The following is a 22,210-nucleotide window of genomic DNA, read 5'->3' as shown; positions in this document are numbered from 1 at the left end:
CGTCATGGCCTAGGGACAGCCCGCGTGCACGCCGTTCCCGTGGCGCTGGCGGGACGGGGACGCCGGGTCCGGCAGCACCGCGTCGTAAAACGCGGCGAGCTTGTCGGCCTCGCTGCTCCAGTTGTAGCGGGTGTGGACGGCACGACGTCCGTTTTCGCCCATGCGCCGCGCGATGTGCGGGTGGCGGCAGAAGTGGTCGATCGCGGCGGCGATCGCGGCGGGATTGCCCGGATCGACGCAGACGCCGCACTGGTTGCCCTCGACGATGTCCTGCCACAGCGGAAAACGCGAGGCGATCACCGGCAGGCCGGCGGCCATGTACTCGAACATCTTGACGGGCAGTGCGTCGAGGTAGTTGACGACGGGATGCAAGGTCACCAGCCCGGCCATCGCACGCTGCATGACCTGGCGCACGCCGATGCGGTCGAGATGACCGTGCGCCTGCACGCGCGTCCAGCCCGGGAAGCGCGCGATCTCGCGTTCCAGCGCGGGCTCGGAGAACGTGCCGACGAGGGCCAGCCGGGCCGGCGAATGGAGCAGTTCGCAGGCGCGCACCAGTTCGCGGATGCCGCGGATCGCCGAGATGCTGCCCACGTAGCAGACTTCCGGCGCCTTGCGGTCCCAGTCGGGTGGCGCGTCGAATTCCTGCAGCAGCGGATAATTGTTGATGTCGACCGTGTGCGGGTGTAGCCGCGCCAGGCGTTCGCGAATGAAGGGCGTGGCCGCGATCAGGCCGTCGAAGCGGCGGCACGCGTAGTCCTCGTACAGGCGGAAGGCGCGGGACAGCGTCAGGCGCGACACCCTGCCGAGATACGGTTTGGCGAGGAGCTGCGTCGGCACGTCTTCGTGGGAATCGAAGATCACCCGCTTGCCGTTGCGCTTGAGGCGCAAGCCGGCCGGCAGCAGCTCGGGGTCGTGCAGCTGGTAGACATCCCCGTCGAGCCGCAGCGCCGCGCGCAGCACACGCCGCGTGGCGCGCAGGATCCGGTCGATGCGGCCGGCGGGCCGGCCGACGTCGACGATGCATACGCCGTCGATGGTTTCGTCGCCCAGGCCGTCGGCCACCACCAGCGTGACGTCATGCCCCCGTTCGTTCAGGCTGCGGCACTGCTTGATGAAGATCCGGGTGTCGTAGCGCGGATGGGCTGAGGTCAGGTGGACGATATTTGCCATGTTTTCTCTCGTACCGGTATTGCGAGTAAGCGCCGAGCGTGGCTCCGATCAGCATGTCGGTGAAGTAGTGGGACGAAATCAGGAGCAGGAGGGTCACGCAGGCCAGTGCGAACCCGTGGATGAATTCCGGTCGGCGCCGGCCGGCAAAATACTCCTTGAAGAACATCGGTACGGCAGGCAGCGCCGTGAGCGCGAGGAGATAGACGAAGCCGAACAGGCCCAGGTCCACCCAGGCCGAGAGCACGTTGTGCGAGTAATAGCCGAGGGTATAACTGGCGTAGTCGCCCAGCAGCGGATGGGCGGCGATGGTGTGTTCGGCGTACACCGTCAGGTGATGGCGCTTGTTGGCCGACGTCGATTGCGACAGGTCGAGCAGCTCGAGGATGCGGTTGTCGGGCAGCGCGGCGATGATCTCGTCCATGTGTGCGGAGATCAGCAACGTGGCGATGACGGCGAGGCCGAGGAAGACCAGCTTGTGGCGCGAAAAATAGAATTCGACGATGGGGATCGCGAACAGCAACGCCGCGAATTCGCTGCGTGCCGTGTTGACGAACAGCGTGGCGGCGCCGCTGGCGTACAGGACCAGGCGCAGCGGCAGCGAGCGCGTGTACGCCAGGACGGGCAGGATCGTCATCAGGTAGGAACGCGAGAAGCCCTGGTAGGTGGCGAGGGCGTCGGCGTCCTTCGCCATGCCGAGGGCGCCCAGGAAGAACACACCGTTGACGGAGAACGTGAACACGATCGCGCTCATGGCCGCGAGGCTGGCCAGGCCCATCAGGCGGAACTGCCGCTGGTCGAAGTCGATGAGCGCGAACAGGAAGAACGTGTTCACCATGAACAGGATGCCCGCGACGTGGTGCGCGACGATGGCCAGGGTGGCGCCGGCGGCCGCGTTCACGACGATCACCGCGATGAAGTAGGCATTGAACAGGCCGTAATGCATGTCGATCGACGACAGCCGGCATCGATCGCGACGCAGGCGCTTGTAATAGGCCACGGCCAGCGGCAGCATATAGACCAGCGACACCGGCGAGAAATAGCCGCCCAGGAAGGCTCCCGTCGTGCCCGTGCCCAGCAGCGTGTGGTAGTAGAAAAAGCCGGGGAACAGCAGGAAGAACGCGGAATTCAGCAGCAGCTGTTCGCGTGCGGAAGTGCCGGCGCTGTAGGTGGTCTTCATATCGAGGTCTTCATGCCGTGGCCAGGCGGTTCTGCGAGATCTGCCATGACATGTGCAGATACACCAGGTAGAGCACCGAATAGCCGATCGCGTACCACAGCACGTTCTCGTGCAGCGTCCCCGGTATGAGGAACGCGCCCAGCGTCGTGAAGAACAGCGCGATCTGCCACAGCAGGTCGACCTGCTGCTTGCCCGTGACGAAGAACACGTAGCTGAGCGGGCTCGCGATGAAATTCAGGAAGCACAGCGGTGCGAGGATCTGCGCCAGCTCGCCGGCGGGCCGCCAGGACGCGCCGAACACTTGTTCGAACAGGGCGGGCGAGAACAGCAGCAGGGCCAGGGCCGGTCCGGCGCCCAGCATCGACAAGGCCTTGAACGTATAGCGGTATGCGTGGCTGCAATGGCCGAGGGTCTGGAACTCGTGCACGGATTCGCGCTTGAACACTTCGAGCACGGAGGCCGCCAGCAGCGACACGGGTGCGGCCAGCACGCGCTGGGTGAGCGCGTACAGGCCGGCCGCCACGGCGCCGTGGCGCATCCCGATCAGGAACAGGGGCATCTGGCCGACGAGCGCATTGAGCAGGTTGGAGGGCAGCGAGAAGCGCCAGAATTTCTGGTGCCGGTGCAGGTAGGCGTGCGCGGCGCGGTCCAGGCGCAGCGCCAGGTGCGGACGCGGCGGATGCAGCAGCAGGGTCGCCGCGACGAGGCCGGCCGCGAGGCCGATCAGTTGGCCGATCAGCAGGCCCGCTTCGCCGGCGCCGGCGGCCAGCAGAAGCAGCTGGGTGAGCGCGATGGTGGCAGCACCCCAGACCTTGGCGCGCGCGGCCTTGCCGAAGGCCTTGTGCGACGTCGCGTAGGCCAGCGTCGTCTGGGTGTAGGCCGTGAGCCAGGTCCCGACGCCGACGAGGAGCAGCGCGCCCCACGACTGGCCGCCCAGCGCGGGCAGCCCGAGCGCATGGGCGAGCAGCGCGCACAGCGAGACGAGCAGGGCGGTCGTGGTGGCCGAATAGAACACGACGGAAAAGCAGACCCGCTGCTGCTCCGGCTCGTGGTCGAGGATCATGGCGGTTTCGAGACGCAGGGTGGCGGCGATGGCGGACACGGCGACGACGCCGAGCCACACCGCGAACGCGCCCATCTCGCTGGGCGTGCACATGCGCGTGATCAGCGGTGCAACCAGCAGGGGCAGGGCCTGGGCGCCGAGTGCGCCGCCCAGGACCGTTGCCACGTGTCTCCAGAAACCCGGCAGGCTCATACGGACATGGCCGCCATTGCCGACGTTGCGGCCGGCGCCGGGATATCGACGGCCTCGAGCAGGGCCGCGCACACGCGCCGGATGTCTTCATCGGGCAGGTACGGCCCCATCGGCAGGCTCATGACCCTGTCGGCCAGGGAGCGCGCCACTGGGCAGGTCGCGCCTCCGCTCAGGTGCGCATACGCCGGCTGCATGTGGATCGGTACCGGATAATGGACTGCCGTCGGGATGCCGGCTTCCTGCAGGGCGTGCTGGACGTCGTTGCGCCGCTCGACCAGCACCGTGTACTGGGCGAATGCGCTGGCGCGGTCGGTGCCGCGGCCGACGAGATCGACCTTGCCTTCCAGCAGCGCGTCATACGCGGCCGCCGCGCGCCGGCGCTGCGCGAGTTCCCAGTCGAACAGGCCGAGCTTGGCCAGCACGACGGCGCACTGCAGCGTGTCCATGCGGCCGCCGACGCCGACCCGGGTATGGACATAGCGCCGGCTCTGGCCGTGCACGCGGATTTCGCGCATGGCGCGCGCCAGGTCGTCGTCGCTCGTGAACAGCGCGCCGCCGTCGCCATAGCAGCCGAGCGGCTTGCTGGGAAAAAAGCTGGTACAGGCGATCGTGGACAGGCTGCAGCTCTTGCGGCCGCGGTAGTCGGCGCCGAAGCTCTGGGCCGCATCCTCGATCACGGCCAGGCCGTGGCGGGCCGCGAGGGCATTGATCTCGTCCATGTCGGCCGGCTGGCCATACAGCGAGACGGGCATGATGGCGCGCGTGCGCGCACCGATGCGCGCTTCGACGAGGGCCGGATCGAGGTTGCCGGTGCGGGCATCGACGTCGACGAACACGGGGACGGCACCCAGCAGCACGATCACTTCGGCCGTGGCGATGAAGGTGAACGGCGTAGTGACGATCTCGTCGCCCGGTCGGACGCCGAGCGCCATCAGGGCGATCAGCAGTGCCTCGGTGCCCGAGGCGACCGTGATGCAATGGCGTGCGCCCGTGTACGCGGCCAGGCGTTCCTCGAGTTCGGCCACTTCCGGCCCCATGATGTACTGGCCGTGGTCGAGGACCGCCTGGATGCGCCCGTTGATCAGGTCGCGTGAAGCCTGGTATTGGGACTTGAGGTCGATGAATTCCATGGTGGTCGGAGGGATCATGGTTGAGGGGAAGCCGGCAGCAGGATGCAGGTCCCGTCGCGCAGCAGGTAGACGTCGCCCGTGTGCGGGCACGCCGCTTCGCCATTGCCGGACAGTGGCAGCGCGAGGCGTTCGCCGAAGCGGCTGATCCAGCCGATCTGGCGCGCCGGCACGCCGGCCATCATGGCGAAGTCCGGCACGGAGCGCTTGACGACGGCGCCGGCGCCCACGAAGGCGAAGCGGCCGACCGTCACCCCGCAGACGATGGTGGCGTTGGCGCCGATGCTGGCGCCGCGCTTCACCACCGTACGGCGGTACTGGTCCTTGCGCACAATGCCGGCGCGCGGGTTGTAGACGTTCGTGAACACCATGCTGGGACCGCAGAACACGTCGTCCTCGAGCGTGACGGCGTCGTACACGGACACGTTGTTCTGGATCTTGACGCCGTTCCCGATCACGACGTCGTTGCCGACGAAGACGTTCTGGCCGAGCGAGCAGTCGGCGCCGATGCGGGCGCCGCCGCACACGTGGCTGAAGTGCCACACGCGGGTGCCCGGTCCGAGAACGGCGCCGGCGTCGACGATGGCGCTGGAATGGACGGCCTGGGTTTCATTGAGGTTCATGTCAGTACTCCAGGGGCAGGGCGACGCGTTTGCCGTCGCGCGCGGACATGTAGGCGGCCACGAGCACTTCCAGCGACTTGAGGCCCTCGCGGCCGTCCGTTTCCGGCTCGGCCTCGCCGCGCAGCACGCGGATCACGTTGTCGTAGTACAGCGGATGACCGAAGCCGTACACGGACGTCGTCTGGTAGCTGGCGTCCGTCACGAGCGCGTCGTCCGGGTCGGGCGTGGCGAATTCCCACTGCTGGATGTCGTTGACGGCGACGCCGCCGATGCGCACGGTCCCGTGCTCGCCCAGTACGGTGATCGACCCTTCCAGGTTGCGCGGGTAGGTGAGCATCGTGACGTTCATGGAGCCGAGGGCGCCGTTCCGCCAGCGCACGCTGAGCACGCCCGTGTCCTCCACTTCGATGTCGCGCGCCAGCGTGGCCGTATAGGCCTGCAGGCTCTCGACGGGGCCGACGATCCAGTCGATCAGGTCGACGTAATGGCTGGCCTGGTTCATGAAGGCGCCGCCGTCGAATTCCCACGTGCCGCGCCAGTCGGCGCTCCGGTAGTACTCGGGGGGACGCGTCCAGAACACGTTCAGGTTGACCATGTAGATGCGGCCGAAGCGCTTCTTGTCGACGGCGCGCTTGAGCAGCTGCAGCGTGGCGTTGCGGCGGTTCTGCTTGACGACGAACAGGCGCACGCCGGCCGCGTCGGCGGCCGCCACCATGCGCTTGCCGTCCTCCCAGCGCGTGGCCATCGGCTTTTCCGTGATGACGTGGCGGCCCGCCTGCGCGATGCGGATCGCCTGCTCGGGATGCAGGCCGGACGGCGTCGTGACGACGACGGCATCGGCCGCGCAATCGCGCAGCATCGTCTCCAGGCTCGTGTAGGCAGACGCGCCGGTGGCCCCGACGGCGCGGTCGAGGGCGCGCGGGTCGACGTCGCAGATGCCGACCAGTTGGGCACGGTCCTGATGCTGGCGCAGCGCCTCGAAGTGATTGGCGGCGATGCGGCCGCATCCGACGAGGGCGAAGCGGATCTTGCGGTCCGTGATGGGAGCGGGATACTGGCGCATGGTGGCTCCTCAGGCTTTGACGAGGTTCGGCAACGGGGACGCATAGACGCCGCGGGTATCGACGATCAGGCCGGCATACTGGCGCACCAGTTCGAAGTCGAAGGCGCTGTGCGCCGTGGCCACCAGCACGACGTCGTAGGACGCGATCCGCTGCGGGGTCAGCTCGACGCTCCTGAGGTCGAAGTGGTGCTCGCGCATGCGGGGGAACACGGGCACGTGCGGATCGGCGTAGTCGACGACGGCGCCCTTGTCGCGCAGGATTTCCATCAGCTCGACCGACGGCGATTCGCGCATGTCCTCGACGTCCTTCTTGTACGCGATGCCCAGCACCAGCACGCGGCTGCCCATCACGGCCTTGCCGCGCCGGTTCAGCGCGTCCGTGAGCTTGCCCACGACCCAGTGCGGCATGTCGCTGTTGATCTCGCCCGCGAGTTCGATGAAGCGCGTGTGCAGGCCGTATTCGCGCGCCTTCCACGTCAGGTAGAACGGGTCGATCGGGATGCAGTGCCCGCCCAGCCCGGGGCCGGGGTAGTAGGGCGTGAAGCCGAAGGGCTTCGTGGCGGCGGCGCGGATCACCTCGTGGATGTCGATCTGCATGCGGTCGGCGATGATCTTCATCTCGTTCACGAGGCCGATGTTGACGGCGCGGTGGATGTTTTCCAGCAGCTTGGTCAGTTCGGCCGCACGGGTCGAGCTCACCGGCACGACGCGGTCGATCGCCGGGCTGTACAGCGCGATCCCCGCTTCCAGGCAGGCCGGCGTGACGCCGCCGCATACTTTCGGGATCGTGCGGGTATGGAAGTCGGGGTTGCCCGGGTCTTCGCGCTCGGGCGAGAACACGAGGAAGACGTCCTGCCCGATCGTGAATCCGCGCGCTTCCAGGCGCGGCTTCAGCTCTTCGTCGGTCGTGCCCGGATAGGTGGTGCTTTCCAGCGACAGCACCTGGCCCGGCCGCATGAAGGGCACCAGGGCGTCCGTCGTGCCGAGGACGAAGGACAGGTCCGGTTCGCGGTAGGCATTGAGGGGCGTCGGCACGCAGATGATCAGCGCATCCGGTTCGCCGGCGCGGCTGAAGTCGGTGGTCGCTTCGAAGCCCCGGTCGCGCGCATGGACGATGTCGGCGGCGGCGATATGGTTGATGTAGCTTTCCCCGCGGTTGAGGCGTTCGACCTTGGCGCCGTCGATGTCGATGCCGAGCACGCGGAAACCCGCTTCGGCATAGCGCAGCGTCAGCGGCAGGCCGACGTAGCCCAGGCCGATGATGCCGATGACGGCGGTGCGCTCACTCAGCCGGGTGGTGAGCTGTTCGAGACAGGCCGGTTTGCTTTCGTCACGCATGTGTGTCCTCGCCAAACGGGTGGGTGGAAGGTGCCGCGCCGTCATCAAATCCGGAACGGCACGAATCTCTTGATCAGGCGCAGTCGCTGCGGCGGCGCCGCGAGCGGCGCGGCGGCGGTCGTCGCGGACGTGGCCGCCGCGGCGGGGGCCGCGGCCGGCTCCACCGTCGGTCGGTTGGGGCTGTATTCGGTGACGATGGCCTTGACCATCGCCTCGATCATGGCGCGCTCATGGGTCTCGCAGGCCATCATCAGGCACGTGATGAAGGTGTCGAGCACGCCCGGGCGCAGGGCGTTTTCCTTCATGCGCATGATGCGGGGGTGGTCGCTCGGGAAGACGACGCCGTCCGTCAGCAATTCCTCGTGCAGTTTCTCGCCGGGGAACAGGCCGACGTAGCGGATCTCGATCTCGCCGTCCGGATTCTGCGGCGACTTTTCCGTCAGGCCGGACAGGGCGATCAGGGTGCGCGCCAGGTCGACGATGCGGACCGGTTCGCCCATGTCGAGCACGAACACGTCGCCGCCCTTGGCCATGGCGCCCGCCTGGATCACCAGCTGGGCCGCCTCGGGGATCAGCATGAAGTAGCGCGACACGTCCGGATGCGTGATGGTGAGCGGGCCGCCGCGCGCGATCTGGCGCTGGAACAGGGGAATCACGGAGCCCGACGACCCGAGCACGTTGCCGAAGCGGACCATGCAGAACGTCGTGGGCGCGTGGTTGCCTGACCCGTGGCGCGCCGCCGCGGCCTGGAAGATCAGTTCCGCGATGCGTTTGCTGGCGCCCATGATGTTGGTCGGCCGCACCGCCTTGTCGCTCGAGATGAGCACGCAGGTCTCGACGCCGTGCCGGGCCGCCTGGCTGGCGACCACCTGGGCGCCCAGCACGTTGTTGCGCAGGCCTTCGACGATGTTCGTCTCGACGAGGGGGACGTGCTTGTACGCGGCCGCGTGGTAGATCGTGTCGACCGGACCCGCGCGCAGGATCCGTTCGACGAGGTCGGCGTTGCAGACGGAGCCCAGGTGCGCCTCCACGGGGATGTCGGGGAAGCGGATGGCGAGCTCCTGGCGAACCGTGTACAGCGCGAACTCCGAGTGGTCGAGCAGGTGCAGGCGGGTCGGCCCGAGGGTGACGATCTGGCGGCACAACTCGCTGCCGATGGAGCCGCCGGCGCCCGTGACGAGCACCGTCTTGCCGTGCACGCAGCGGGCGAACAGGTCGAGGCGCGGCGGCACGGGCGGCCGGCCGAGCAGGTCTTCGAACTTGAGGTCGCGGATGGTTTCGCGCGGCGTGGCCTTGTCGTCGGCGAGATCGACGAGGCGGCTCAGGATCTTGGTACTGATGCCGGCCTGCGCGAGCCGCTGCATGATGTCGCGCAGGCGCTCCGGCGACACGGACGGGATGGCGATCACGATCGAGCGGATGCACATGGCGCCCACGATCTCGACGAGGCGGTCCGTATGGAACACGCGCAGTCCGCCGATGTTGCGTTCGTTCAGCGCGTGCTTGTCGTCGAAGAAACAGACCGGGCGGTATTCGTCGCTGTTGCGCATCGCCTGCGCCAGCCGTGCGCCGGCCTCGCCGGCACCGTAGATGGCGACCACTTCGGTGGCGCTGCGCCGGTCGGCATGCTGGTTGCGCAGGAAATTACGCACGCCGAGCCGCGACGCGATGACATACGAAAATACGATGAACCAGTAAATGGCCAATGCACTGCGCGGGAAGTTTTCTTCCTTGATCGAGAACGTGACGGCATAGGCACATAAAATGGCGATGGCCAGTGCGATGCCGGTGACGCTCAATAAACGCTGGTCGATGAAACGAATGACGGCACGATATAAATCGGAAACGGAAAATGCGGCGATCGTGACGACCGCGACCAGAATATACGAGGCCGGCCCGAAATGGGATGCCAGTTTCAGATCGCCGCCGCGCAGCAGCATTGCGATCAGAAAGCAGAAGGGCAGTGCGATCAGATCAGCCGAGATCATCAGCGCGATTTTCGTCGTGCGATGCAGAGATACCATTCTGGAGCAAAATCGACTGATAAGCGCTTGATTTAGCTTGATCATGATTCTGGAACGCAGCGTGAGTTGGCGAAGATGAATATCCGTCGGTAAAAACAAACGGGTTATCGAGCGTGCGATTTTGTTTCCGGGGTGATCGATCGGTGGATGGAATGTGCCGCCAGTTAGATTAAATATTGCTGAGTAAGTTTATTATCCCGGCGTATATGAAATGCGGGTTTGACCATGCTCAACCGCCTAAACGGAATTTGTCGCGAATGACGCGAACATAAAAATAGGAAATTGAATTGAGGAATATATCTAGGCGTAATTCGTAATTGCGAACAACGAATTAGTTTTTGGAAATAGATTTAGAGAAAACGGGAAATACGGAATGGCCGGCGACCCACGACGGCGTGGTCATGCCGTCGCGGCGCAGGCGTCGGGAAGGGAGGCGGGGGATGTCCGTCCGGCGGGCGCGGGCCGCACGCCGGACGGGGAGGCTCAGGCGCCGGCCGGATGGCCCGGGCGCGGCTGCGGTGCCATCGGCGGCACCACGATGTCGTCGTTCAGGCGCAGGAACTTGAAGCCGGCCAGGACCTGGCCGTTCTTGCCCGCCTGGCGGTTGCGTTCTTCGCGGGCGGCGGCGCGCGCGATATACGATTCGAACGTTTCCTCGCGGACCTGCGGGTCGGACGAATGGATGAAGTGGCGCTGGCCGTCGGCACCCAGCACGACGAGGCCCACGTGCGATGCCCAGTACTGGCCGTCGCGCGTGGAGATCACGTTGACGAGATCGCCTTCGCGCAGCTGGCTCGCGATGGCGGCCACCCGCTCTTTCGGCACATAGGCCTGGCGGCTCGTTTCGACGGGGACGTTCACGTCCGTGTGGTGGCGCGTCTTCAGGAAGCGGGCACGGTCGATCGTCATCGTGTAGGCCGGACCGTCCTGGCCGGCCAGTTCGGCGCTGATGTCGGTGACGAGCCAGCGGTTGGCGACGTTCCAGTCCATTTCCGTGTAGTGGTTGCGCGTGGCCACGCCGATGATGCCGTCGCGGTAGCGGATGCGCTGCAGCATCCAGAAGAATTCTTCCCATGACTGCGACAGGGCCATCGCGTAGGTGTGTTCCGCGAATACGACGCAATCGCTGTGGTCAAGGCTGAACATCGGCAAATCGTCGTGCACCTGGTAAGGGAATTCGCCCAGCAGGTTCAGGCGGTAGGGCTGGCCGAGGTTCTTGCGGGCGATCGCGGCGATGCGCTTGCGCAGGTCGGGTTCGGCCTCGTGCACCCAGGCGATGTAACGGCCCGCCTCGACGGGATGCATGCGGTACAACGGCTTCGCCAGGATCGTTTCCAGCGGTTCCGTGGCCAAGGCCTGCGCCGTGGGAACGGCGTCGGCGGCGATCGTGGGCGGCGCGGCCGGCGGCGTCGCGCAACCGGCGCCCAGCAGGGCGATCAGGGTGGGGATCAACAGCGCGGACGGCGCGCGGGTACGACGCATGGCATTCCTTGGAGGGACAATAAACCGCTACGCTAACCCGGCCGAATGATGCTGTCAAAATGAAATTATTCATACGGGTATGACCCCGCGTGATCCGCACGGACGAGCATTCCTTTAAGTTATAGATTCTTCAACAGTAATCATTATCCAACCACTTTGTCATCGTCAATACTGAGCGCGCGACCGGGATACACCGGCCCTACGACGATAAATGGAGGAGAGAGAAATGTTGAAGCAGAAGCCGCTCGCGGCCGCTGTCTCGATGGCGTGGCTGGCCGTGGCGGGCACGCCCGCGCTGGCCCAGACCGACGCCGGCAGCGCCCCGATGCAGACAGTCGAAGTGACGGGCATCCGCGCGTCGATGGCCAGGTCGCTGGCCGTCAAGCGCGACGCCACCGCCAACGTCGAAGTGATCACGGCCGAGGACGTGGGCAAGATGCCGGACAAGAACCTGGCCGACTCGCTGCAGCGCCTGCCCGGCGTGGCCGTCCGCACCGACTACGACGAAGCGGAAAAGGTGGCGATGCGCGGCACCAATCCGGACATGTCCCTCATCGTCTTCAACGGCCACACGGTCAGCAGCGGCGACTGGTACATCGCCGACCAGGCGTCGAGCAGCCGGTCGACGAGCCTGTCGCTGATGCCCTCGTCGGTGCTGAACCAGGCCATCGTCTACAAGACGTCGCAAGCCGACATCGTCGACGGCGGCCTGGCCGGCACCATCAACGTCACGACGCGCAAACCCCTGGCGCAGAAGGAACGCCTGGCGGGCCTGGTCAGCGCGGGTGCCAGCTATGCCACGTTGCCGGGCAAGACGGCACCGGACCTGAACGCGTCCGTCAACTGGAAGAACGAGGCCGGCACGTTCGGCTTCATCGTCCAGGGTTTCGCGGAAAAGCGCTACATCCGCCGCGATTCCGCGTCGCGCCTCGCCTACGGCACGAGCAGCGGCTGGGACGTCATCAACACGGCCACGATGAAGGGCATCACGGACGCGTCGCTGGCCGGCAGCGGCTACAAGGCCGCGGACCTGAACGGCGTGCGCCTGCCCGGTTCGATGAGCACGGAGTTCGTCGAGGGCGTGCGCGACCGCAAGGGCGGCATGTTCTCGCTGGAGTTCAAGCCGAACCAGGACCTCGACGTCACCATGACGGGCTTTACGTCTACGCTGAAGGCGCCGAACTACGGCCGCCTCAAGGCCGGCGCCATGTACAGCATGCTGCTCGGTAAAGCCTCGCTGCCCGACGGCGCCACCGGTGCGTCGGCGCCGAACACGAACTCGAACGGCCAGCAGGTGTTCGCCTCGATCCGCAACCCCGTCATCGTGACCGAGACGACGATGTACGGCGACCAGCTGCGCGTACTGAAAAGCGCCGACATCATGTTCCCGGACGGGACGCCGCCCCAGTACATCGGCAACTCCGAAGGCTTTTATCGCCAGGGCGCGCGTGCCACCAGTTCCTTCCTCGACCTGGACGGCAAGTGGCGCGTCAACCCGGACCTGACCCTGAAGACGCTGCTGTCGACGACGCGCGGCGTCGGCAAGACCGACTTCGACCAGGGCCTGACCTACGCCAGTTTCGGCACGGGCGTGTCGTATGCGCTGGCCGGCGTCGACAACGCGCCGTACGTGAAGTACTACGGCACCGGCATCAAGCCGGACCAGCTCGTGGTGCGCACGATTTCCGGCCTGAAGACGACGGACCGCGAAACGAGCGGCCAGATCGACGGCGAGTACCGCGTCGCGAAGGGCTGGCTCCAGTCGGTCGCGGGCGGCCTGCGCTACGCCGACCACCACCGCGACAGCGCACGCCGCTATCCGGCCTTCCACAACCGTGACATCACGATCGGCGCGCCGACCAGCACGGTGCCGTGGCCATCCAACTTCGGCGCGGGCCTCGACGGTCCGGCCGGCTGGGACAACACGGGTTATACGTTCGATCCCGCCGTGCTGATGGCTTACTTCCAGGGCGCCACCAAGACGACCACCGACGACTACGAGCGCCGCATCGCGTCCGAGCTGCACATGCGCGAGCGCCAGAGCGCGGGCTATGTGATGGCGAATCTGGAAGGCGAGCGCTGGTCGGGCAACGTCGGCCTGCGCTTCGTGCAGACCCGCATCAACGCCGACATCCCGACGCCGATCCCGGCCGGCGTCTGCCTGCGCGCCGCGCCCGGCCAGCCGGCCATTCCGTGTGCGGCCTATCCGGACGCGATCACGAACTCGGGCGACCTGCAACCGTATTACGACAACGAGGCCTTCAAGAACAACACCGGCAACACCTATTACTTCATCAAGACCGACCGCCGCTTCGACAACTGGCTGCCCAGCATGAACCTGCGCTACGAGTTGACGAAGGAGCAGATCGTGCGCCTCGGCGCGAGCCGCACGGTGGGCCGCCAGAACTACAACCTGCTCGGCGCCGGCTTCGGTTCGCCCACGTGCGACGCGCAGGGTTGCCGCGTGACGGGGCCGAACCCGGACATCAAGCCGCTCACGGCGGACAACCTGGACGCGTCGTGGGCCTGGTACTTCGCACGCCGCTCGCTCGTCGCGGTGAACCTGTTCTACTCGCGCATCCAGGGCTATGCGAAGACCGGCACGTCCGGCGGCGCCACGATCGACCTGTGGGATTCGGCGGCGCAGGCGATGAAGACGTACGCCGTGCAGACGTCGCAGCAGCAGGGCGCCCACATCGCGGGCCTCGAACTGGCGTACGAGCAGCCGATCGGGACGACGGGCTTCGGCTTCACCAGCAACATCAGCCGCGCGCACACGAAGGTCGACGACGGCCGGCCGATGGTCGGCGCATCCGAATGGGCCGCGAACCTGGGCGGCTACTTCGAGAACGACAAGGTGTCGCTGCGCCTCGTGGCGAACTACCGCAGCGAATACGTGAACAGCTCCACGGCGCCGGCGCCGACGGCCAACAGCCAGGGCCTGTACAGCGTCAACGGCGTATTGATGCCCACCGCGCCGACGATGGCCGCGCCGGTGACGACGCTGGCCTTCAACGCCAGCTGGAACGTCACGCCCGATCTGGTGCTCGCGTTCGACGCGACGAACCTGACCGACGTGAAGCGCGCCTACTATCGTTACAGCGAGGAGGAACAGCAGAAGCTTGACGTCAGCGGCCGGCAGTTCTACCTCAAGCTGACATACCGGTTCTGAAGGCGTCGTGACGGCATGCAGAAGGGGCTTGCGGGCCCCTTTTTTTCATGCTCCGCGTTGTCGCGTAGGCGCAGTTGAAGGCGGTTTGTAGGACTGGAACTCAAGGGGGCGAACAGTGTGCGGCACCTAACGGTCGGCATCCCCGCCACCCGGCTACGATGGAGGCGTCGAGTGAGGCACCAGCGATCTTCCGCAGGCAGCCAACCACCTCGACAGGTCAGCCGGTCGCCTCGAGGATCGGCACCAGATTCCCACGCCGGCGCGGCGCCGCGGTCATCGAGCCGCGAACGCGCCGGCCTCACCGGAAGCGGAGGTTGCCATGTCTACGACTACGACGAACCATCCACCCAAGCATCTCGTGCGCGAATACCTCGAGCGCCGCTCGAAGGATACGAAGCCGCCGCCGACGCCGGAAGAAATCCGGCGCCAGCTGGGCTGGGGCATGCTGATGCCGGCGGATGACCGGATCGGCACCTCCCGTTCCTGAAAACGATTTGCAGTTTGACCGTCACCGAACAGGAGAAGCCCATGACCGCCAAGATCGGCAGCAAACACATCGCCCAGCACCGCGGCAAGAAAGAGCGCGAGGAAATCCACAAGATGAACATCGCGCGCGAAGCCCTCAAGATCGCCGCCGCCCGCGCCAGATACCGCAACCAGCAGAAGGGCCAGCGCGCGCCGGCCGCCGCGGCCGCGTGATCATGGCCTGATCCGCCCGCCGCATCACCCGCTTCCCGCAAGCCCGCCATGGCGACATGGCGGGCTTTTTTGCGCCGTTCACCGGCACCGCGCCGCCGTTGGCCGAAAAGCGCTTCCCCCGCCGGGCGCATCTCCGTTATCGTGTCGTCATTCGATTCGACGACAACCCGGAGGTAACATGAATAGCGAAGCTTCCTACCACCTGCGGCGCCAGGTGCTGTGGGGCCTGGTGCTGGTCGGGCTGGGCGTGGCCTTCCTGCTGGACCAGATGGATGTGTTCGACGTCCGCGCGCTGTGGCACTACGCGCCGCTGCTGCTGGTCGTGGTGGGCATCAACCAGACCATCGGCTACCCGAGTGCCCGCGAATTTTCCAACGGCCTGTGGACCGTGTTCATAGGCTTGTGGCTGTTCGCCGTGCTCGAAGGCCTGTGGGGCCTCACGTTCCGCAACAGCTGGCCGCTGTTCATCATCATCAGCGGCATCACGATGGCGATCCGGCCGATCGCCGAGCGCCGCTTCGGTGCCAAGGGAGGGAACGGCCATGGAAAATAATACGAACCGTGCGTCGAGCCAGGTCGTGCTGGGCCTGCTCGTGGTGGGCATGGGCGTCCTGTTCCTGCTCGATAACCTGGACATCCTGAATTTCCGCCACGCGATCGGCTTCTGGCCGCTCGTCTTCATCGTGGCCGGCTGCGCCGCGCTGTTCGGCAACGGGCCGCGCAGCGGCAATTACATGGGCGGCGTGCTGATCGCGGTCGGCGTGCTGATGATCCTCGGGCGCCTCGGGTTCTTCTACATCAGCTGGGGCACGCTGTGGCCGCTGGTGATGATCGCGCTGGGCGGCCTCGTGCTGTTCCGCTCGCTCGGCCCGGGACGGGTGGCGCGCTCCGCCGCCGTGGCCGGGGCCGGCCTGGACAACGTCGTCGACATCGTCGCGGTCCTGGGCGGCTTCGAGCGCCGCGTCAGCGCGCAGGATTTCCGCGGCGGCGAGATCACGGCCGTGATGGGCGGCTGCGCGCTCGACCTGCGCGAAGCGTCCATCGTCAAGGAAGCCGTGATCAACGTCTTCACGATCTGGGGCGGCATCAACATCAAGGTGCCCCCCGACTGGACCGTCGTCCTGAACGGCACCCCGCTGATGGGCGGCTTTTCGGAGAAGACCGTCAGGCCGCCCGACGGCAGCAAGCGTCTCGTCATCACGGGCTACGCCATCATGGGTGGCGTGGAAGTGCGCAACTAGAGGCGCCGCCGGTGCACGGGGTCTTCGCCAACTGGCGCGCGGCGCTGCTCTACCTGCTGGCCTGGCTGATGCTGGGCCTGCTGCTCGCGGCCATGCTGGCCGTCAGCGGCGCGGGCTGGGGCGCGAGCCTGGCGTTCGCCGTACCGCTGGCCCTCGTGTACGCGTACGCCACCGGCTTTTCCGCCTATTACGTGTGCCGCGCGTATCCGCTCGATCGGCGCCGGCCGCCCGCGATCGCCGCCGGCATCGGCATGACGGCGGCCTGCGCGGCGGCGCTGTGGTGCGCCATCGGCGCCGCGTGGAACAGCCTGTTGACCGCATTGGCGCCGGAGAGTTACCTGCCGGTCGCAAGCGCCCCGGTGCTCGCGTCGATGTTCGGCCTCGGCATCGTCCTGTACGGCCTGGCGGCCGCCGTGAACTATCTGCTCATCGAGTCCGAACGGGTGCGCCAGCTCGAAACGCAGCGCCTGCAGATGAAGCTGATGGCGCAGGATGCCGAGCTGCGCATGCTGCGCGCCCAGGTCGATCCGCACTTCCTGTTCAACAGCCTGAATTCCGTCAGTGCGCTGACGTCGCTCGATCCGGCGGCCGCGCGCGACATGACCGTGCAGCTGGCCGAGTTCTTCCGCCACACGCTGGGCCTGCGCGCCGACCGCAAGGTCACGCTCGACCACGAACTGCAGCTCGTGCGCCATTTCGTCGCCATCGAACAGGTGCGCTTCGGCGACCGGCTGCGCTTCGAGGCCGCCATCGATCCGGCCGCCGGCGCCTGCCTGCTGCCGCCGATGCTGTTGCAGCCGCTCGTGGAAAACGCCATCAAGCACGGCATCGGCCAGATGGTCGAGACGGGCCGCGTGCGCATCGAGGCGGCGCGCGCCGGATCGATCCTGCGCATCCGCGTGGAGAACGACGTCGATGCCGACGGCGCCGGCGGTGCGCGCGGCACGGGCCTGGGCCTCGTCAACGTGCGCCAGCGCCTGGCCGCGGCCCATGGCCACGAGGCCAGCGCGCACTGGGCGCGCCGCGACGGCCGCTTCGTCGTGGAGCTGGCGCTGCCGGCCGTCACGGCCGCCGAGCCGCACGCCGCAACCGATATGGAAGGGACCTGACGCATGCGCGTGATCATCGTGGACGACGAACCGCTGGCGCGCGCCGTGTTGCGCGAACACCTGGGCCCGCACGCCGACGTGGAGATCGTCGGCGAATGCGCCAACGGCTTCGAGGCCGTGAAGGCGATCGCGGAGCTGGCGCCCGATCTCGCGTTCCTCGACATCCAGATGCCCAAGCTGGACGGCTTCGAAGTCGTCGAGCTGGCCGGTGCGAAGACGCATTATGTGTTCGTCACGGCCTACGACGAGTTCGCGCTGCGCGCGTTCGACGTCCATGCGCTCGACTATCTCCTGAAACCGTTCACCCGCGAACGCCTCGCGCAGGCGCTGGCGCATGCGCGCGACCGGCTGGCCGCGCCGGCGTCCGCGATCCCGGGCGACGAGGCGATGCGTGCGCTGGTGAGCGATGCCCAGGCGCGCCACCAGCCGATCGAGCGGGTGCTGATCCGCGACGGTGCGCGCGTGCAGGTGATTCCCGTCGCGCGCATCGACTACGTCGAGGCCCAGGACGATTACGTCGCATTCTTCGCCGAAGGCCGCCAGTGGCTGAAGAACCAGCGCATGGCCGAACTGGAAAGCCAGCTGGATCCGCAGGCCTTCCTGCGCGTGCACCGTTCGTACATCGTCAGCCTGGCGGCCATCGCGCGCATCGAGCCGACGGGCAAGGACGGCCATTGCGCCGTGCTCAAGTCCGGCGCGCGCATCCCGATCAGCCGCAGCGGCTACCAGAAAGTCCGGGACCTGATGCGTTAAGCTGCCTGGCCGGCATGCCACCACGCGGGCAGCAGGGCCTGGACTTCCGGCCGCGCGAAGCGGTCGTCGATCAGCCACACGACGCCGCGGTCCTGCTCCGTGCGGATCACGCGGCCGGCCGCCTGCACCACCTTCTGCATGCCGGGATAGAGATAGGTGTAGTCGTAGCCGGCGCCGAACATCGCCTGCATGCGCCGGCGCAGCTGCTCGTTGACCGGGTTGACCTGGGGCAGGCCGAGGGTCGCGACGAACGCGCCGATGAGGCGCTCGCCCGGCAGGTCGACGCCTTCGCCGAACGAGCCGCCCAGCACCGCGAAGCCGATGCCGCAGCCGCCGGCGACGAAGCGCGCGAGGAACTCGGCCCGTTCCGGCTCGCTCATGCGGCGCGCCTGGCGCCACGCCGGGATGTCCGGATGCTCGCGTTCGAAGCGGTCCGCGGCCTGCTGCAGATAGTCGAAGCTGGAAAAGAACGCGAGATAGTTGCCGGGCCGGGCGCGGTACTGGTCCGCCATCAGCGTCGCGATCGGCGCGAGCGAGCCGGCGCGTTCCTGGTAACGCGTCGAGATGCCGTGCGCCACGTGCACGTCCAGCTGGCTCGCGCTGAACGGGGAATCGACGTCGACCCACGCCGTGTCCGCGGGCATGCCGAGCAGGTCGGCGAAATAATGCCAGGGGCTCAGCGTGGCCGAGAACAGTGTCGTCGAATGGGCGTACGCGAAGCGCGGGCCGAGGAACGGGGCGGGCACCACGTTGCGGATGCACAGCGTCGTATCGCGTTCATGTCCCGAAAAATTCGCGCGCGCGACGTCGAACAGCGAGTGGTCGCCGAACGATTCGGCGAGGCGCCCGAACTGCAGCGCGGCGAAATAAAAGTCCTGCAGCGCGGGATCGAGCGGCGCCGGGAACGCAGCCATGTGTTCCGTGATGGCGCTGGCGGCGCCCTGCAGCGCGTTCAGGAATTTGTCGGGCAGGCCGTCCAGCACCTGGTAGGGCACGGGCGCGGATTTGCCCACGTCCGTCCACGCGCGCTTGACCTTGTCGAGCGCCTTGTGCAGGGATGGCGGCGCGACGGCGCGGGCCGCACGCAGGTCGCCGCGTTGTATGGTCGCGGTGTACATCGAGCGCGCCCGGGACACGAGATTGTGCGCCTCGTCGGCCAGCACGCTGACCTTCCAGCCCCGTTCCAGCGCCAGCGCATACAGCATGGCGCCGCCGTCGAACCAGTAATTGTAGTCGCCCACGACGACGTCGCTCCAGCGCACCATTTCACTGCCCAGGTAGTACGGGCAGACGTCGTGCGCGAGGCCGATGTCGCGCAGGGCGGCGCGGTCGAGCATCGGCACGTGGGCGGCGGCCTCGCGCGCGGCCGGCAGGCGGTCGTAGAAGCCTTTGGCGAGCGGGCAGGATTCGCCGTGGCAGGCCTTGTCCGGATGCTCGCAGGCCTTGTCGCGCGCGCTCAGTTCGAGCACGCGCAGCGGGATCGTGGCGCCGGATGTCAGCGTGGCCGCGGCGTCCAGCGCCAGCTGGCGTCCCGGCGTCTTGGCGGCCAGGAAGAAGACCTTGTCGAGGCCGTGCGCGGGCGCCGCCTTCAGCACCGGAAACAGCGTGCCGACGGTCTTGCCGATGCCGGTCGGCGCCTGCGCGAGCAGGCTGCGTCCGTTCGCATTCGCGCGGAAGATCGCTTCCGCCAGCTGGCGCTGGCCGGGACGGAAGTCCGCATGCGGGAAGCGCAACGTCGTCAGGGCCGCGTCGCGCGCCGTGCGGTGCGCGAGTTCCTGGCCGGCCCACGCGACGAAGCGGCGGCATTGATCGTCGAACAGCGCCGCGAGTTCGGTGCGCGTGCGGGTCTCGCGCAGGACGGTCTCCTGCTGGCTGCCGATGTCGAAGTAGACCAGCGCCAGGTTGACCTCGTCCATGCCGAGCTGCCCGCACAGCAAATGGCCGTAGACGCGCAGCTGGGCCCATGCCAGGCGCTGGTGATTGTCGGGGATGCTCGCGAACTGGCCGCGGTACGTCTTGACTTCTTCGATCAGGTTCCGGTCCGGGTCGTAGCCGTCGGCCCGTCCGCGCACGTGCAGCGGGCCCCAGTCGCCCGCCAGCGTCACCTCGCTGCGGTATTGCTCGCCGCGCCGGGACGCCACGACGGCATGGCCGGCGATGCCTTCCTGCGCCGTGGGCGAGGGCGTGAAGCGCAGATCGAGGTCGCCCTGCTTGGCCGTGAATTCGCACAGGGCGCGCACGGCGACGACGTAGCGCGCGCCGCTGTCGTTTTCACTCATGCCGCGGCCTGCTCCCATTGCAGGTAACACACCGTGATCGGCATGCCGTGCGCGGCGCAGTAGTCGATCCAGCGCAGCTGGTTGTCCTGCAGGCGGTCGCCCGGGCCCTTCACTTCGATCATGTCGTAGCGCGCTTCGCCCGGCCAGAACTGGATCAGGTCGGGGAAGCCCGTGCGGTTTTCCTTCACGTCCTGCAGGATGCGGCGGAACCACAGCTTCAGGTGCGCGGCCGGAATGCAATCGAGGGCCAGTTCGATGAGGTCGCGCCCGAGCCAGTCCCACGCGACGAACGGCGATTGCAGGCCGGCCTTCTCGTCATATGTCGCGAGGATGGCGGCGCGGTGGCGGCCGTCGTCCAGCAGCGCGAGGCAGGCTTCGAAGTCGTCCTTGCGGCGCTGGTAGAAATCGGCCGCGAACAGGTCGGCCGGGCCGCGGTGGAACGGGTGGAAGAACGCGCCCGGAATGGCCGCGAAGACGGCGCGCCAGCACAGGAGGCCGAACAGCGTGTTGGCCAGCGTGTTCTCGACGTAGTAGACGGGCGCGTCGTCGCGCCACAGGTGCTCCAGCACGACGCCTTCGACACGCCATTCTCCGCCCGGCAGCGGCAGGCACAGGTCGAGCCGCGCGGCCGGCGTCGCGCGGCGCGCGGGGCGCGTCAGGTGCCCCAGCTTGCGCGCGAGGCGCGGACCGAGACGCAGCAGGTGCTGGCGTTCCGCTTCGCTTTCCGGGGCTTGCTGCGCCGTCTCGAACAACGCATGGGCCTCGTCGAATTTCCCGTGCTTTTCCAGCACGCGGATGGCGCGTCCGCGCGCCCCCGGATAGCGGCAGTCCGCGTACACGGCGTACGCGTTGTCCCAGTCCCTTTCCTTTTCGAGCAGTTGCCCGAGCTGGAACAACAGGCGCTCGCGGCGGCTGTCGAGCCAGTCGTTGCCGAAAGCGTGGCGCGGCACGTCCGCCAGCACATCCAGCGCCGGTTCGCCGCCGTAATAGCGTTCCTTGCAGGCGTGCAGTTGCAGGTAATGATCGATGTCCTGGCGCGCCCGGAACCCGCGCGAGGCCGGCGAGAATTCCACGCGCTCGTAGCGGAACAGGCCGAGGTCGGACAGCACGAACTCGGTCCAGTCCTGGGCGAGGTTGCCGAAGAAGACGAGGCGCAGCCGGTCGCACAGCGGTTGCACGAGCAGGCGCAGCGCGAGGTCGCCGCAGCCGGCATACCACTGCGAGAACGGGCGGTCCGCGGCATGGGCGGCGTCGGCGCGCAGCGCTTCGAGCTGGTCGGCCTTGCGCGCGCTCTTGCGTGCGCCCGTGAGCCCGAACGCCTCGGCCAGCTCCGGCTTGGCCAACAGGCCGAACAATTCGTCGAGCGTCAGGACCGGATCGGACTCGATCCATCCGCTGGGCAGCAGGGCGCGCGCGGCCTCGACCGGGCAGCCGATCTCGGCATAGTTGAGCTTGCTGGCCCGGAACAAGGTGCCCTTGCGCATCACCATCCGGACGAACAGCGCGCGCGCCGGCCGCGGCAGCCGGGGAAATGCTGCGATGAACGCGTGCTCGTCGTCGATGAGCAGGTCGGCGTAGCGCTCGGCGATCCAGTCCAGCACGCGCTGGAAGTTATCCAGATAATAAAACTCGTTTTCCAGCACTCTGATCATCGTCATACCGCGCCAACTGTACTTTTGTACAGTATAACGGTGG

At 67.2% G+C, this 22,210-nt stretch carries 18 protein-coding genes; 7 read left to right on the top strand and 11 right to left on the bottom strand.

Annotated features, from left to right (window positions below; all coding sequences use genetic code 11):
* Nucleotides 1-9 precede the first annotated feature (9 nt).
* From ASC93_RS00390 to ASC93_RS00350, 9 genes are all read right to left on the bottom strand, one after another.
* Nucleotides 10-1,173, bottom strand: a complete 1,164-nt coding sequence (locus tag ASC93_RS00390) for a glycosyltransferase family 4 protein (RefSeq protein WP_082547660.1) — start codon at nt 1,171-1,173, stop codon at nt 10-12.
* Entirely contained in the window at nt 1,079-2,350 is a 1,272-nt protein-coding gene (locus tag ASC93_RS30290) for a hypothetical protein (RefSeq protein WP_157201687.1), read from the bottom strand. The genes ASC93_RS00390 and ASC93_RS30290 overlap by 95 nt, the downstream gene beginning before the upstream one ends.
* Nucleotides 2,351-2,360: 10 nt before the next feature.
* Nucleotides 2,361-3,578, bottom strand: a complete 1,218-nt coding sequence (locus ASC93_RS00380; protein ID WP_229412485.1) for a lipopolysaccharide biosynthesis protein — start codon at nt 3,576-3,578, stop codon at nt 2,361-2,363.
* 23 nt (nt 3,579-3,601) lie between these two features.
* Nucleotides 3,602-4,735 (bottom strand): DegT/DnrJ/EryC1/StrS aminotransferase family protein, encoded by a 1,134-nt coding sequence (locus ASC93_RS00375; protein WP_056435300.1) that lies wholly within the window; start codon nt 4,733-4,735, stop codon nt 3,602-3,604.
* A 14-nt stretch (nt 4,736-4,749) separates the two neighbouring features.
* The gene (locus ASC93_RS00370) at nt 4,750-5,355 is read right to left on the bottom strand and encodes an acyltransferase (protein WP_056435297.1); all 606 of its coding nucleotides are present in this window, start codon (nt 5,353-5,355) and stop codon (nt 4,750-4,752) included.
* A gap of 1 nt (nt 5,356) precedes the next feature.
* Nucleotides 5,357-6,418, bottom strand: coding sequence for a Gfo/Idh/MocA family protein (locus ASC93_RS00365; RefSeq protein ID WP_056435294.1), 1,062 nt, complete (start codon nt 6,416-6,418; stop codon nt 5,357-5,359).
* Between the two features lie 9 nt (nt 6,419-6,427).
* Nucleotides 6,428-7,756 carry a nucleotide sugar dehydrogenase gene (locus ASC93_RS00360; RefSeq protein WP_056435291.1) on the bottom strand — a complete coding sequence of 443 codons (1,329 nt, stop codon included), beginning with the start codon at nt 7,754-7,756 and terminating at the stop codon, nt 6,428-6,430.
* 44 nt (nt 7,757-7,800) lie between these two features.
* Nucleotides 7,801-9,780, bottom strand: a complete 1,980-nt coding sequence (locus ASC93_RS00355) for a nucleoside-diphosphate sugar epimerase/dehydratase (protein ID WP_082547659.1) — start codon at nt 9,778-9,780, stop codon at nt 7,801-7,803.
* Nucleotides 9,781-10,263: 483 nt separating this feature from the next.
* The gene (locus ASC93_RS00350; protein ID WP_082547658.1) at nt 10,264-11,262 is read right to left on the bottom strand and encodes an N-acetylmuramoyl-L-alanine amidase-like domain-containing protein; all 999 of its coding nucleotides are present in this window, start codon (nt 11,260-11,262) and stop codon (nt 10,264-10,266) included.
* A gap of 226 nt (nt 11,263-11,488) precedes the next feature.
* Here ASC93_RS00350 and ASC93_RS00345 point away from each other — a divergent pair, with 226 nt between their 5' ends.
* The 7 genes from ASC93_RS00345 to ASC93_RS00320 all read left to right on the top strand — a co-directional run bounded on the left by ASC93_RS00345 (nt 11,489) and on the right by ASC93_RS00320 (nt 18,236).
* Nucleotides 11,489-14,434, top strand: a complete 2,946-nt coding sequence (locus tag ASC93_RS00345) for a TonB-dependent receptor (protein ID WP_056435288.1) — start codon at nt 11,489-11,491, stop codon at nt 14,432-14,434.
* A 319-nt stretch (nt 14,435-14,753) separates the two neighbouring features.
* The gene (locus tag ASC93_RS31565; protein ID WP_200958235.1) at nt 14,754-14,921 is read left to right on the top strand and encodes a hypothetical protein; all 168 of its coding nucleotides are present in this window, start codon (nt 14,754-14,756) and stop codon (nt 14,919-14,921) included.
* 41 nt (nt 14,922-14,962) lie between these two features.
* On the top strand, nt 14,963-15,133 hold the full coding sequence (locus tag ASC93_RS31560; protein ID WP_200958234.1) for a hypothetical protein: 171 nt from the start codon (nt 14,963-14,965) through the stop codon (nt 15,131-15,133).
* A 178-nt stretch (nt 15,134-15,311) separates the two neighbouring features.
* Nucleotides 15,312-15,686 carry a DUF5668 domain-containing protein gene (locus ASC93_RS00335; RefSeq protein WP_056435281.1) on the top strand — a complete coding sequence of 125 codons (375 nt, stop codon included), beginning with the start codon at nt 15,312-15,314 and terminating at the stop codon, nt 15,684-15,686.
* A complete protein-coding gene (locus ASC93_RS00330; RefSeq protein ID WP_056435278.1) occupies nt 15,676-16,374 on the top strand; it encodes a DUF5668 domain-containing protein in 699 nt (232 codons plus the stop codon). Before ASC93_RS00335 ends, ASC93_RS00330 begins: the two co-directional genes overlap by 11 nt.
* Nucleotides 16,375-16,385: 11 nt before the next feature.
* Nucleotides 16,386-17,483 (top strand): sensor histidine kinase, encoded by a 1,098-nt coding sequence (locus tag ASC93_RS00325; RefSeq protein ID WP_229412484.1) that lies wholly within the window; start codon nt 16,386-16,388, stop codon nt 17,481-17,483.
* A 3-nt stretch (nt 17,484-17,486) separates the two neighbouring features.
* A complete protein-coding gene (locus tag ASC93_RS00320) occupies nt 17,487-18,236 on the top strand; it encodes a LytTR family DNA-binding domain-containing protein (protein WP_056435275.1) in 750 nt (249 codons plus the stop codon).
* Here the strand turns inward: ASC93_RS00320 and ASC93_RS00315 are convergent.
* Entirely contained in the window at nt 18,233-20,515 is a 2,283-nt protein-coding gene (locus ASC93_RS00315) for an ATP-dependent DNA helicase (RefSeq protein WP_082547657.1), read from the bottom strand. The genes ASC93_RS00320 and ASC93_RS00315 overlap by 4 nt on opposite strands.
* Entirely contained in the window at nt 20,512-22,167 is a 1,656-nt protein-coding gene (locus ASC93_RS00310) for a VRR-NUC domain-containing protein (protein WP_056435417.1), read from the bottom strand. The genes ASC93_RS00315 and ASC93_RS00310 overlap by 4 nt, the downstream gene beginning before the upstream one ends.
* Nucleotides 22,168-22,210 lie beyond the last annotated feature (43 nt).

Source organism: Massilia sp. Root335, assembly GCF_001425685.1.
Lineage (GTDB): Bacteria > Pseudomonadota > Gammaproteobacteria > Burkholderiales > Burkholderiaceae_D > Telluria > Telluria luteola.
The sequence above is the reverse complement of the archived record's forward strand: the minus strand, read 5'-3'. Positions and strand labels throughout refer to the sequence as shown.

Bases quoted from the DNA above. Each gene is read 5' to 3' on its own strand.
- ASC93_RS00390 (WP_082547660.1), bottom strand. From the start codon at position 1,173: ATGGCAAATATCGTCCACCTGACCTCAGCCCATCCGCGCTACGACACC.
- ASC93_RS30290 (WP_157201687.1), bottom strand. From the start codon at position 2,350: ATGAAGACCACCTACAGCGCCGGCACTTCCGCACGCGAACAGCTGCTG.
- ASC93_RS00375 (WP_056435300.1), bottom strand. From the start codon at position 4,735: ATGGAATTCATCGACCTCAAGTCCCAATACCAGGCTTCACGCGACCTG.
- ASC93_RS00370 (WP_056435297.1), bottom strand. From the start codon at position 5,355: ATGAACCTCAATGAAACCCAGGCCGTCCATTCCAGCGCCATCGTCGAC.
- ASC93_RS00365 (WP_056435294.1), bottom strand. From the start codon at position 6,418: ATGCGCCAGTATCCCGCTCCCATCACGGACCGCAAGATCCGCTTCGCC.
- ASC93_RS00360 (WP_056435291.1), bottom strand. From the start codon at position 7,756: ATGCGTGACGAAAGCAAACCGGCCTGTCTCGAACAGCTCACCACCCGG.
- ASC93_RS00355 (WP_082547659.1), bottom strand. From the start codon at position 9,780: ATGGTATCTCTGCATCGCACGACGAAAATCGCGCTGATGATCTCGGCT.
- ASC93_RS00350 (WP_082547658.1), bottom strand. From the start codon at position 11,262: ATGCGTCGTACCCGCGCGCCGTCCGCGCTGTTGATCCCCACCCTGATC.
- ASC93_RS00345 (WP_056435288.1), top strand. From the start codon at position 11,489: ATGTTGAAGCAGAAGCCGCTCGCGGCCGCTGTCTCGATGGCGTGGCTG.
- ASC93_RS31565 (WP_200958235.1), top strand. From the start codon at position 14,754: ATGTCTACGACTACGACGAACCATCCACCCAAGCATCTCGTGCGCGAA.
- ASC93_RS31560 (WP_200958234.1), top strand. From the start codon at position 14,963: ATGACCGCCAAGATCGGCAGCAAACACATCGCCCAGCACCGCGGCAAG.
- ASC93_RS00335 (WP_056435281.1), top strand. From the start codon at position 15,312: ATGAATAGCGAAGCTTCCTACCACCTGCGGCGCCAGGTGCTGTGGGGC.
- ASC93_RS00330 (WP_056435278.1), top strand. From the start codon at position 15,676: ATGGAAAATAATACGAACCGTGCGTCGAGCCAGGTCGTGCTGGGCCTG.
- ASC93_RS00320 (WP_056435275.1), top strand. From the start codon at position 17,487: ATGCGCGTGATCATCGTGGACGACGAACCGCTGGCGCGCGCCGTGTTG.
- ASC93_RS00315 (WP_082547657.1), bottom strand. From the start codon at position 20,515: ATGAGTGAAAACGACAGCGGCGCGCGCTACGTCGTCGCCGTGCGCGCC.
- ASC93_RS00310 (WP_056435417.1), bottom strand. From the start codon at position 22,167: ATGATCAGAGTGCTGGAAAACGAGTTTTATTATCTGGATAACTTCCAG.